This is a genomic window from Levilactobacillus andaensis (assembly GCF_016861695.1).
GTDB lineage: Bacteria > Bacillota > Bacilli > Lactobacillales > Lactobacillaceae > Levilactobacillus > Levilactobacillus andaensis.
In genome coordinates, this window is sequence record NZ_BOLP01000018.1 from 23,674 (window position 1) to 36,393 (window position 12,720).

The window sequence follows — 12,720 nt, forward strand, 5'->3', positions numbered from 1 at the left end:
AGAAGGAGTTTTTACATACTATGAAGAAATTTTGGAAGATCAGCCTCAGCGTTCTTCTAGCCGTGATCATCGTGGGCGGCGCAACGGCCTATCACGAGCGTCACAATCTGCGTCGTTTCCTGTTGGTCCACCAGACCTATCATCGCAAAAATGTGCTGGCGACCTCCCAGATCAAGTTGAATCTGCGGCCCGCCCTGTCCACCAAAAACACCACGGCAACCAACACCTTGACGACGGATTACCAGCAACAGCTCAAAGCGTTAAAACCCGGGTCCGCCAACGCCAAGGTCATCGTGAATCCCTATAAGACTTCTCCGCTGTCTGGTCTCATCCTAGTCAAAACCCAGGCCGCAACTCGGGTGACGCTGACGGTTCATGGCGATACGCCAGCCACCACGATCACTAAAAAATTATCCGGCTACAAAACGACCCACCGCGTTGGCGTGCTAGGCCTCTATGCCGACCGCACCAACCGCGTCACCCTGGCCTTCACCAAGCAAAACGGTCAGACTTCCTACGCGACCTACACCATGAAGACTGGTGCATCGCCGAAAGAAATCGGCCACAACGTGCTCAAGACCAGCAAACCTAAGCAAATGGCGCTGGGAACCGGTCACACCAAGCTTACATTTGCCATCAGCAGTCAGGGCATCACCTATGGCCTAGACGCCGCCGGAAAGATTCGCTGGTACAGTACCGAAAAAATCTCACACATTTTCAAACAACTTGCCAATAACCACCTGCTGATTCTCACCAAGATTTCTCCTAGTGAGCATAAATACAACGCGCTACGGGAGACCGACTTTTACGGTCGCGTTTACCGCCAATATAACTTCAGCGGCCTCTTCCCCACGCGCCAGGACCACAGTAAACTGGAAACCAACACGGTCATTCACCACGACGCCATCGAACTGCCGAACCACAATCTCCTGTTAACGGTAGACGATGGCTCCAGCAAGTACGTTGAAGATACCATGATCGAGATCGACTACAAGACGGCCAAAATCGTCAAGATCATCGACCTGAAACGGATCTTGCCCAAGTCAGCCTACACACAATATGACGGCACCCAGCGACCAGACGGCAAGATCGACTGGTTCCATCAAAACTCGATGTACTACGACAAGCAACGTGACGAGCTGATTGTGTCTGGCCGGAATCAGGATATGATGTTTGCCATCAACTATAAGACCACCAAGCTCAAATGGATCTTGTCCTCACCGGAAAAATTGCCGCAAAGTTACCAGAAATATCTGTTAACGCCGACGACCAAGAACTTCCGGTACAGCGGTGGCCAACACGCCGTCATGCTCTTGCATCCCAACCAAACGACCGGCGACACGATTGACCTGCAGTACTACGACAACAACGTTCCGGTCACGCGGGGCAAGACCAAGCAGTCGAAGCAGTGGTCCGCCGGTGAAATCGTCAAGATCAACCAGCTGAAAGGGACGGTTGAAAAGACCTGGAGCTTCGGCAAGACGCTTGGCAAACGCAATTTCACCAACATTGTCGGTAGCAGTTACGCCGTTGGCAAGGGCAACACGCTGATTGGCTTCGGTTACGCCGACAGTGGCAAGCGCAGTGAGTTCGTCGAGGTCAACCGCAAGACTGGCAAAATCGTCTTCGACGTTGACCGGACCAAGTTTGCTCACGGCGACTGGAGTTACCGGGCACAGCGCATGTCCTTGTACCCCGGCTCTGCTAGCATTGGGTTGAACTCGATTAAGTAAATCGGATTGCGTTAAATTGTCGCACTGCGGCTGCCAGGGATTTCGCCTGCTGTGGGGACGCTTCAGCCTGGAAGAACACCAGTCTTCTCGCTCGCTTTGAAGCCACGAAGAACGCGTGTCTCCAAAGTCGCCCATAGTGGTCGCTAACAGCGACCACTATTTCCACGGCCGGCTGCATCCCTGTCCTCCTCCGGCTCTGATTGATTTTTACCATGACAGACGTTGAAATCAGTCATCACAAACGCTAGCAGTCAGTATAAATTCCAACGTTCTCCCCAATATATCCGCAGCAACCTGTTCCAACCACAAAAATAGGCATTTCAGACTCTCCTTTTCTCAAAGGATTATCTGGAATGCCTATTTCATTTACCACCTTTTATGTGTCCATTACATAACAAATTGAAGTCCGCTCAACCGTTTCTTGTTCTTCAAGTAAACGTTCATCGCGTACACCGAGTCGAATCGATGCTTCTTCAAGTAGTTGAAGCTCTTCGCCATCTGCGCAACTGATTTCGTAGTTGCCTTATCGAAAACGAATAATTGCCGGTGTGCCTGTTTCGCTTGCTTAATATTTTGGGTCAATTGCGGATCTTTGAAAATGGCTTGGCCCACTAAGGCTGCGTTACCCGCCGTTGCCCAGTAGTCCTGCCGTAATCGACTAGCGCTGGCATGACGATAGTAACCCATGCTGCTGGGACTCAGCTCCGTCCAAACAATGCCCTGTTTAGTATGTTGCGGCGTCTTCAACGTGCCCGCTTCATCGTACGAATCAGTCGCTGGTTGCCAGAGGAGGATTTTTTGATACAGTTGCTTCTTCCCCTTCTTGACCGTCAGTTCTGAGGCCACACCGCCAGTATTCCCCTCTTTGACCAGAAAATAAATGAATTTGATTCCCGAACGACTCTGACTCAGCTGCAGGCCAACCTGACCGTTCACCTGGGCCTTCAAGCCATGAAAGGTATAGCCATAATGGGCCGCCTGCTTTGTGAGCCGGGCACTGTCGGAAAGATCGGCCGTTCGTTTGACCTTAGCTGACGCCGTGATCCCGCCAAAAATCCCACTGACACCTAAAATAATTGCAACAATACTAACCTTTAACCAATTTCTCCACCGCATTTTAACGTTCTCCCCCGTAAAACAGTCTCCGATTAACCCGGTTACACGGTTAACCAATATGCCTAGTATGTCGCTAGACGGGGAAACTGTCAATCACGGGTTAGACTCGCTAATAGACAGTAGCTTCGATACTGGTTTTGGACCTTCGCCTTGCTGCCCGTCAGATAGTAATTAGCCGGAGGAAACCAGGGATTCAGCCGCAGTGCGCCAATCAACCACAATCTATTGCTTCGCCACAAAACTCTTCCGCTGAATCAGTTCGCAATCCAGCCGAATCTCGCGCTTAGACTGTGTTGGGAACAGGATGCCGTCACGCAACGTGCTGATGATTGACCGGCCAATTTCAGCCGTGTCGATTCTAAATGTCGTCAATGGCGGTGAGACGTACTTGGCAATATCAATGTCATTGACACTGATAATCGCCGTATCCACGGGCACCGTCACCTTATTTTCGTTAAACGCCTGTAGTACCCCAACGGCTAACGGGTCCGAAGCGACGATAAAGCCCTTGGGCAATGGGTGTTGGTCCATCATACCGACCAGTTTCAGGCCCATTTGATAGCCGCAGTGCACCGAAAACTCTTCACCAATCAAGACAAAGCGTTCGTCAAATAGCCCCAACTCCCGCATGTAACTTTCAAAATACGTCGTCCGCGGATCGTCTGGAAAGTCCGCGTGCCAGAACTTACCGCCAATCAATCCGATCGACGTAATTCCGGACCGCCTAAAGGAATCGATCGCCACGTGGACCATCGACTCGTAGTTTGGCTGGACCGAATTGAACGTGTGCGGGTCCGGATTGACATCCGCAAAGACCGTATTAGCCGTTAGCTTCTTCATTAACTCAATGTCGTCACGCGTAAATAGTCCCAGTGCAATCAGTCCATCGATTTTCTGCGGAACATCCTGCACGTGCCGATAGAACTGTACGTCCATATCCGCAGCCTGCCCCGCCGCGATGATGTTCTTGCGGATACTGCTAAAGTAGGAATCCTCCAGCTCCTTTTGCGGGTCCACTGAGAGGAGCACCGCAATCTGATACTGACTGCTTTTCGCGCTGTCCTCGTGATGATAATTCAATTCATTTGCCACCCGCGTGATGCGTTGCTGCGCCTTCTCCGAAATGGAAAAGGTCGGGTCATCGTTGAGAAAACGGGATACCGTCGCTGAAGAATACCCCGACTTCTGAGCAATTTCTTTAATTGTCGCCAATTTTCTCACTCCCTTATTTTGTGCTAAACCTTTAAGATGATTCGCAGTGACTTTAGTCGTGCCCTCAATTAATCAAGACACGTTAACTATTTACTAAAAGTAGTGGCGTAAGCGCTTGCATTTTATGTAAATTCAACAGCGAATTCACCTATGTTTCCCTTTAATCATACTCTAAACAGCAATTAAGTTGCGAACTAAATCACTAAATACCGTTTAAAAGACGTTTACTAATATTTACTAGTTTACCATTTTTAAGCGCTTTCATTAACTAAATTTTTAGTCTAATATTTACCTTGGACTTAAGCAAATCCTCTAAAAGGAGCGCAATCAAACAAATGACAGCAAAATTAAATGTAAGCGATTTCCTACACGGTGGCGATTACAACCCCGAACAGTGGTTGGACCACCCCGAAATTATCGATCAAGACTTTAACTTCTTTAAAGAAGCCAACATTAACGATGTGACCGTGGGCATCTTCTCCTGGGCCCAACTAGAACCAGAAGAAGGCAAATTCGACTTCTCCTGGTTGGACGACATCTTCGACCGTGCTGAGGCACAGAACGGCCACGTTATCCTGGCGACCCCTAGTGGTGCCAAACCCCGTTGGCTGGCCGACAAGTATCCCGAAGTGTTGCGGACCAACGAAGACGGCTCCAAGAACATCTTCGGTGAACGCCACAACCACTGTTACACCTCCCCCGTTTACCGTCAGAAGGTCCAAGAGATCAACCGCAAGCTGGCCGAACGATACGGCCACCGCAAGAGCCTGATTCTCTGGCATATTTCTAACGAGTTCGGCGGGTCCTGCTACTGTGACCTTTGCCAAGGCGCCTTCCGTGACTGGCTCAAAGCCAAGTACCACACGCTAGACAACCTGAACCGGGCCTACTGGGCTAAGTTCTGGAGTCACACCTACACCAGCTGGGATCAGGTCCACTCCCCATCCCCACTGGGCGACCAGACCTTACTGGGCCTGAACCTCGACTGGAAACGGTTTGTCACCGACCGCACGATTGACTTCTATGAAGCCGAAATTAAACCGCTACGCGAACTAACGCCCAACATCCCCATCACCACGAACTTCATGGGCGGCAACCCACCCGAATCCCACGTTCACTACGACCTGGACTACCAAAAGTTCGCGCAACACGTCGACATTGTTAGCTGGGACTCCTATCCTAACTGGGCCAACGACTACGAAAGTACCGCGCACCTCGCGATGAAGACCGCACTCATGAACGATGTGATGCGGAGCCTCAAGCACCAGAACTATTTGATCATGGAAAGCACGCCTTCCCAAGTCAACTGGCACCCCTACAACCGCGCTAAGTTGCCCGGTATGCATCAAATGGGGTCGCTCCAACAGGTCGCTCACGGCGCGGATGCCGTCAACTACTTTCAGCTTCACCAGTCCCGCGGCTCATCCGAAATGTTCCACGGCGCCGTTATCACTCATCAGCTCAGCGACAAGACCCGCGTCTTCAAGGAAGTTGCTCAGGTCGGCCAAGATTTGGTCAACTTAAAGCCAGCTAAGGTCACGCATCATCAGGCAGCCAAGGTCGCCATTGTTTACGATTACGACAACATGTGGGCCCTCGACGATTCACGCAATTATTCAAACGAAACCAAAAAGTATTGGCGGACCATTCAGGAACACTACCAATATTTCTGGGAACATGACATCCCCGTTGAACTGATTTCAACACAGGACGACCTGACCCCCTACACACTGGTCATCGACCCGATGCACTTCATGATGAGTGAGGCCTTCACCGAAAAGCTCCGCGATTACGTGCAGCAAGGTGGCCATTTGGTCGGTACCTACATGACCGGCCTAGTCGACAAGAACTTCTTAGCCTACCTCGGTGGCTGGCCGAAAGCCCTGCATGACGTTTACGGCGTCGAATTCCAAGAAACGACCACCCTTTATCCTAAGCAACACAACCACGTGGCCGCCTTCGACAAGACCTACACAGTAAACGACTACGCGGACACGGTCACCGTCGACACGGCGCAGTCACTGGCAACGTATCAAGATGACTTCTTCGCCGGCAGTTCTGCACTGACCAAGAACACTTGTGGTAAAGGGACGGCCTACTATGTCGCCGCCCGGACGGAGGAAGCCTTCCTCGAAGACTTCTACGACCAATTGGCTGACGAGTTTGGGTTAAAACCAGAGTTGCCAATTGAAAAGCAGGGCCCGACCGTGTCCATTCAGGTCCGCGAAAAGGCTGGCCAACAGTTCTTCTTCGTCATTAACTTTAGCGAAAAGCCTGCCACCGTCACGACGACCAAGTCCCTGACCGAAGTCTTGTCGGGCCAAAACGTGGCCGCCGGTGCCCAAGCACTCAAGCCTTTCGATGTGAAGGTCTACACTGTCTAAACTTGGTCGCACTGCGGCTGCCAGGGATTCCGCCTGCTGTGGGGACGCTTCAGCCTGGGAGAGCACCAGTCTTCTCGCGGCTGGCTACATCCCTGGCCTCCTCCGGCTCAGACTGATTTTAGACGCAACAACGTTGACCGTCAAAATCAAGTCACTCAACACCGGTTGGCAACCACTTTCCAAGTTGCCACAGTGCCACCACGTAAGCCGAGAGGCCAGCAGCTATGGGCTCAGGCGCGTCGTTCTACTTAGTTGGCGTTCCTTGCCGGCTTAGTAGAAAACCAATCTTGAAGACTCGGGTTCTTCGAGGCTTCAAGTTGCGTTCGCACCGTTCCAGCCCATAGCTGCCGGCCGGTAAGACGAAGTCACCACTGCTTTTAGCTTCAACACTTATTGATTGTCACAACAAATCGACCGCTACTGAATTTTACTAAAAAATGAGGCATAAACATGGAAAATACAAATCAACCGGCCGCCGCTAAACAACATTTAACGGGTCGCCAATGGATCGAACGGATTTCATTTTCATTTGGGAACTTAGGGCACTCTGCTTTCTATGGTGCGTTGAGTACTTACTTCATCATCTACGTGACCAGCGGGATGTTCGCTGGTCTACCAAAAGCCATTGCCAGCAAGCTCATTGGGCTCATTACCGGATTAGTTGTTATCATTCGACTGGCCGAAGTCGTCATCGACCCCATCTTAGGGAACGTCGTCGACAACACCAATACCCGCTGGGGGAAATTCAAGCCCTGGCAAGTCATTGGTGGGGTCACCAGCTCCATCTTGCTAGTCATCCTGTTTACCGGGATCTTTGGTCTCGCAAAGGTTAACTGGGTCCTCTTCGCCGTGGTCTTCGTGATTCTTTTCGTCGCCCTCGACATCTTCTACTCACTCTGTGACGTTTCTTACTGGGGCATGGTGCCCGCTATCAGTGAAGACAGTAAGGAACGGGGAATCTTTACCGCCCTTGGCTCCTTTACCGGGTCAATTGGGTGGAACGGTCTGACCATGATCGTGGTTCCCGTCACGACTTTCTTCACTTTTATCGCTACCGGTAAGCACGAACAGGGTCCTCAAGGTTGGCTCGCTTTTGCCATTATTATTGCCATCGTCGCCATCCTGTCCGCGTTAGCCGTTGCCTTTGGGACGACCGAAAAGCAAAACGTCATTCGGGACGCCGCTAAGGAAAAGACCAGCATCAAGGACGTCTTCTTAGGAATCATCCACAACGATCAGATTCTCTGGACCAGTTTGGCCTACCTGATGTACTCGATTGCTTACGTCTCAACCAACGGAGTACTCTACTACCTCTTCAAATTTGTCATTGGGAAACCAAATGAATTCTGGATCGCCGGATTAGTCGCCACCATCATCGGTTTCTGCACGGCGCCTCTCTACCCAATCTTCAACAAGTTTATTCCTCGTAAAATGTTGTTCACGATTGGCCAAGTCAGCATGATTCTGTCTTACATCCTGTTGATCACCGCCCGGACAAACCTCATCATGGTCGTCATTGGCCTGATTCTCTTCAACTTTACGTTTGCCCAATTGGTCACCGTCTTGACCCTGACCGACTCCATCGAATATGGTCAATTGAAAAATGGGAACCGGAACGAAGCCGTTACCTTAACGATTCGGCCAATGATCGATAAAATTTCTGGGGCCCTCTCAAACGGGATCGTTGGTTCCATCGCCTTAGTTGCCGGCATGACCGGTAGCGCCACCGCGAAGGACATGACCTCGACCAACATTCATACGTTTGAGCTGTTTGCCTTCTACGCCCCACTGGCCTGCGCCGTCTTGGCCCTGTTGATCTTCACCTTTAAGGTTAAGATCACGGAAAAGATGCACGCCGAAATCGTCGACGAACTCCAAGCTAAATTAGCCAAGGGTGACATCGCCGTTGCGCCAGAAGACGCTACCCCCGTTGCCACTGACGAAGCCACTACTATCTTAGCGCCTGCCGATGGTGAACTTGAAGCCTTGACCGCCATTCCAGACGAATTGAACGGCTTCCCTGGCAAAGGATTTGCCATCAAACCATCCGGCAATCAACTGTTTGCGCCATTTGATGGGACGGTTAAATTTACCTTCTCCACTCGTCACGCCTTGGGCATCATCTCCGACTCCGGTGTGGAAATGATCATTCACGTGGGGATTGATACCGTTAACCTGCGTGGCGAAGGGTTTGTGACCCATTACGAAGACGGTCAGAAGATCAAGGCCAACGACCTATTGATGACCTTTGACCCTGAACGCATTCACCAAGCCAACTTGGATGACACCGTGGTCGTCTTCTTCACGCAACCCGCTCGTGTTCAGAACATGACTGCCTTTACCAGCGGCCAAATCAAGCACGGTCAACCAGTTACGGATGTTACTTTGACTGCTAAAAAATAATTAGCTGTTAGGCTTTGCGTAAAGTGGTCGCACTCCGGCTGCCATGCTTGAACCGTAGAAACGCATGGCCTCTCAAGTGTACTTGACCGTAATTAGTTGGTCAGTAAAAGTCTGGTCTCTCCGTGCTCGTAAAGACTGAGCTTGAGCCTTACAGCCCACAAGTCTCAAGTTCAGTTGTGCCTCTCCAGATTTTAGGCACACGGGCACCCACCACTCACCATACAAAGCACCTATCTAAACGACCTCACCGGTTAAATTTACTGGTGAGGTCGTTTTTCATGACATGTGGCGTTAAGCAAATTAACTTAACTAAAAGTTGAAAGCTCTAAAATACCAGTCATGCCCGTTCTAGCAACGACAGTGGGGCTAAAACTGGGCAACCTGGTGATTTTTTCGCCTTACCGACCGTTGTCGTGATAAAACACAATCGGAGCCGGAGGAGGACAGGGATGCAGCCAGCCGTGGTAATATTGTGAGCTGGCCAGAGGCTAGCTCACAATATGGGCGACTTTGGAGACACGTGTTTTTCGTGGCTTCAAAGCGAGCGAGAAGACTGGTGTTCTTCCAGTCTGAAGCGTCCCCACAGCAGGCGGAATCCCTGTCAGCCGTAGTGCGGCAAATTTACACTAATTTAAGGGTGCGAATGCTTACCAATACTGGGACGAGACAGGTATTTCATCTTTCAACCTTTAGAACTTAATAAAAAAGTTCAGCAAAGTTAGTCATTTCCGACTATCCTAGAGAAGTAAGTACAACGAAAAATGGAGGTCTTTAAGATGGAATTTAATGTGACACGTGATGGGTTAACCTTAGCCGGGATTTACGAACCCGCTCCCCAACCGAACGGCACCATCGCCATTCTCATGCATGGATTTATGAGTGACCGCGGGTATGCGGACACGGCTTTACTGGTCCAACTTGCCCAGCGTTTACGAAAAATTGGTGTGGGCACCGTGCGCTTCGACTTCGATGGTCTCGGCCACAGTGACGGCGACTTCGCCAACATGACCGTGCTCAGCGAGATTGCTGACGCCCAAGCCGTCTTGGCGGCCGTTCAGACTCGCCTCGCCCCGCAACAGATCGACCTCCTCGGCCATTCTCAGGGTGGCGTTGTGGCCAGCATGTTGGCTGGTTACTATCCCGATTTGATTCATAAGTTAGTCCTCATGGCCCCCGCCGCAACGCTCAAGGACGATGCCATCGCCGGCCACACCCGCGGCCTGGTCTATGACCCTCACCATATCCCGGCACAACTGTCCATGGATAACGGCAAGACCCTCGGCGGCTTTTACCTCCGCACGGCCCAGCTCCTCCCCATCTACGAGACTGCTCAAAACTTTACCGGTCCGGTCTGCCTGATTCACGGCGATGCCGACCAGATTGTCTCCAACCAGGCCTCGCAACGGTACGATAATGTTTATCAAAACAGCACCTTTCACCTCATCCCCGGCGCCAGTCACCGGTTAGACGGTACTGCTCGGAAAACGGTGCTCCAGTTGGCCACCGAATTTATTGCTGATTAAGCGGAGTTGACTGCCTTTTGTCGCGCACACTTCCGCCATATACGTTCGGAGCGCAAAAACGGGTCTGGGATTTTTGTCCCAGACCCGTTTTTTCGTCGTAACAAACATTCCACTTGACTGTAACGTTACGGTACAGCTTAACATGAACAAATACTAAATTAATCGAAACCAAAAGGAAGAAGGATTTGATTGTTATTCGAGTTCTATTAAAGAATTATTTCGATACCATTTCATATGGCATCTGGTTTTCCATCTGTATCATTGCAACAATCGGTTATATCATCCTACTAACAATTATGCGAAATAACTTTGAGATGATCTTGGCGGCTGGATTGATGGCAGTCGGTTTTGGGGTCATGGTTTCCGTGTCCGAATCGACTCCCCTCTTGTTAGCGCCCATCGAAGAACAGGGCTTGGCTAACGCTACCTATTACTTGGGAAGCGATATTGGGATGTCACTCGGGCCCATCATTGGCGGCATTCTGCCAACGATTCTTCCACTCAAATTCTTCTATCCCGTGATGTTACTTATCATTCCTTTAACCGCAATCCTCTATTTATTTAATCGGCGTAAGCTTAATGCAGCAGTCCAAAATTGATATATTAAAAGCCCCAAAGGTTGGATTTTACGTCCAATCTTAGGGGCTTTACTTTACAATCGAAAATATTGACTTTCTATTATCAATGGCAACCTGCAGTGACCCTACAGGTTAAAGCTGTCGTTTTCGATAACGCCTTCGCGGAGGCCGAGAAAAGCGGTTAGGATCAACAGGTCAGCCGACCCGCCAAGGCTTAAGTTGTCACGCTCGAACACCCGGTTCAGTTCAACCAATTTTGCCCAACCCGCTGTAGTCTTACTACCGCCAGCTGCCAGATACTCCTGGGCCTGCTGGTGCGCCCATGGCACGATGTCCGCGCTCCCCGCCCGTTTGACCAGGTTGGTATCCGTGGAGTTGGCCACGATGGTCAACAGCGTGTCTAGCAGCCGCTGATTGAGCGTCCCCGTGCTCTGGCGTAACACCGGTAGCGCCATGTTAAAGACGGTCGGATACCCCGCCTCAGCCTCGCCACGAATCCCGGTAATCCCGTCGCGCAGGTAGAGTTTTTCCCCAGCAGTCAGCTGATTGCTGGGCTTATCGGCGAGACCGTCAAAGTCGTGTGTCGTCAGCCCATGCAGCATTTCCTTGACCGTTGTTCGTAGCTCCAAGCCGGCCTTCGCCGCGTATGCACTGGCCGTGACCAGGATTCCCAAAGAGAAAATGGCGCCTTTATGCGTGTTGACGGAATTTGTCGCCGCGCGCATCGCACGTTCAGCAGCCACCCCGAATGGTCGAATCTGACCAAACAAGTCGGTCAGGTCACTTCCAGTAAACGCCATTCCCGCCGCCACACACTGCGTGAAGTAGGGTTGGAGGCTCAGCGCACTGTCGATAAAGGTAAACACCGTCATGTCCGGATGGGGTCCCTGTGACGTGGGGTCCACCAGACCGGGTTTAGGCGTGACTGACACTTCATAGAGCAATGCCCGCAACGCATCCATCGCTAACGTTTCAGTTGGTTTAGTGGTCGTCACGAGTCATGTCCTCCTCTGGGTCAAACGTCTTGTGATACATGTCATCAATATAAGCCTGCAGGTCGGCAACGCTGTGACGGCGAGACCGTGCACATTCCTTGGCCGGCCGATTGCAAATAAAACACCGCCGAGCCTCCGCACCCAATTCGGTTCGGGACCAAGAATGACCCGTCCCGTCCAGCACGTCGACATCAAAGATCCGGCCCAGGTCGGTCGTATCCTCAAACGTTGCGGCGAGTTGTTTCACGGTCGCGGCGGCAGTCATCGTCCGTAAGAACAGCTCGTTGCCGGCAACGGTGCCCCAGCTAGCCAACTGTTCCACGGCTATTCCGTTGGCCGTTAAAGCCGCCCGAAACTCATGCACCCCGCGGTTGAAGAGTTGCGTGATGGCCGCATTATTTTTAATTGGTCCAGGAATGTTCAGTTTGATGGCCAGCAATGTCTGGTGGGAATCGGCCCGCAGCGCTTCTCGTTGAAAGGCCGCCCGCCGATCCTTGTTCGCCAGTACCCCGGCAATGTCCAACGGCGTTCCCGTTTCAAAAATAGATGTCGTCATCACAAACTCCTCCTCGTTATTCTTTACAACAATAGCCATTGTAGCTAGCCAAGTCGCCAGCCGCAATGGCTATTCTCATTTATTTACTATACACAGTGGTTCTTTTCGCCTTACCGGCCGGCAGATATGGGCTGGAACGGTGCGGACACAGCTTGAAGCCTCGAAAGTGCCGAGTCTTCAAGGCTGGTCTTCTGCTAAGCCGACGGAAAACCACCGTCAG

At 51.3% G+C, this 12,720-nt stretch carries 9 protein-coding genes; 5 read left to right on the forward strand and 4 right to left on the reverse strand.

Going from position 1 to position 12,720, the window contains the following annotated elements; all coding sequences use genetic code 11:
- The first annotated feature begins 20 nt into the window (after nt 1–20).
- Nucleotides 21–1,733 (forward strand): aryl-sulfate sulfotransferase, encoded by a 1,713-nt coding sequence (locus JUF10_RS11815; protein WP_203642599.1) that lies wholly within the window; start codon nt 21–23, stop codon nt 1,731–1,733.
- A 387-nt stretch (nt 1,734–2,120) separates the two neighbouring features.
- On the opposite strand, the gene JUF10_RS11820 is transcribed toward JUF10_RS11815, so the two are convergent.
- Both JUF10_RS11820 and JUF10_RS11825 read right to left on the reverse strand, forming a co-directional pair.
- Entirely contained in the window at nt 2,121–2,849 is a 729-nt protein-coding gene (locus tag JUF10_RS11820) for a hypothetical protein (protein WP_203642601.1), read from the reverse strand.
- A gap of 222 nt (nt 2,850–3,071) precedes the next feature.
- Nucleotides 3,072–4,061, reverse strand: a complete 990-nt coding sequence (locus tag JUF10_RS11825) for a LacI family DNA-binding transcriptional regulator (RefSeq protein ID WP_203642603.1) — start codon at nt 4,059–4,061, stop codon at nt 3,072–3,074.
- Between the two features lie 335 nt (nt 4,062–4,396).
- Here JUF10_RS11825 and JUF10_RS11830 point away from each other — a divergent pair, with 335 nt between their 5' ends.
- The 4 genes from JUF10_RS11830 to JUF10_RS11845 all read left to right on the forward strand — a co-directional run bounded on the left by JUF10_RS11830 (nt 4,397) and on the right by JUF10_RS11845 (nt 10,970).
- Nucleotides 4,397–6,445 carry a beta-galactosidase gene (locus JUF10_RS11830; protein WP_203642605.1) on the forward strand — a complete coding sequence of 683 codons (2,049 nt, stop codon included), beginning with the start codon at nt 4,397–4,399 and terminating at the stop codon, nt 6,443–6,445.
- Between the two features lie 450 nt (nt 6,446–6,895).
- On the forward strand, nt 6,896–8,848 hold the full coding sequence (locus JUF10_RS11835; RefSeq protein WP_203642607.1) for a sugar MFS transporter: 1,953 nt from the start codon (nt 6,896–6,898) through the stop codon (nt 8,846–8,848).
- 776 nt (nt 8,849–9,624) lie between these two features.
- The gene (locus JUF10_RS11840; protein ID WP_203642609.1) at nt 9,625–10,371 is read left to right on the forward strand and encodes an alpha/beta hydrolase; all 747 of its coding nucleotides are present in this window, start codon (nt 9,625–9,627) and stop codon (nt 10,369–10,371) included.
- Nucleotides 10,372–10,556: 185 nt separating this feature from the next.
- Complete coding sequence (locus tag JUF10_RS11845; RefSeq protein ID WP_203642611.1) at nt 10,557–10,970, forward strand: MFS transporter; 414 nt, start codon at nt 10,557–10,559, stop codon at nt 10,968–10,970.
- A gap of 104 nt (nt 10,971–11,074) precedes the next feature.
- On the opposite strand, the gene citG is transcribed toward JUF10_RS11845, so the two are convergent.
- A complete protein-coding gene (gene citG, locus JUF10_RS11850) occupies nt 11,075–11,911 on the reverse strand; it encodes a triphosphoribosyl-dephospho-CoA synthase CitG (protein WP_203642679.1) in 837 nt (278 codons plus the stop codon).
- Nucleotides 11,912–11,930: 19 nt separating this feature from the next.
- Nucleotides 11,931–12,500, reverse strand: a complete 570-nt coding sequence (gene citX, locus JUF10_RS11855; protein WP_203642613.1) for a citrate lyase holo-[acyl-carrier protein] synthase — start codon at nt 12,498–12,500, stop codon at nt 11,931–11,933.
- Nucleotides 12,501–12,720: the final 220 nt, after the last annotated feature.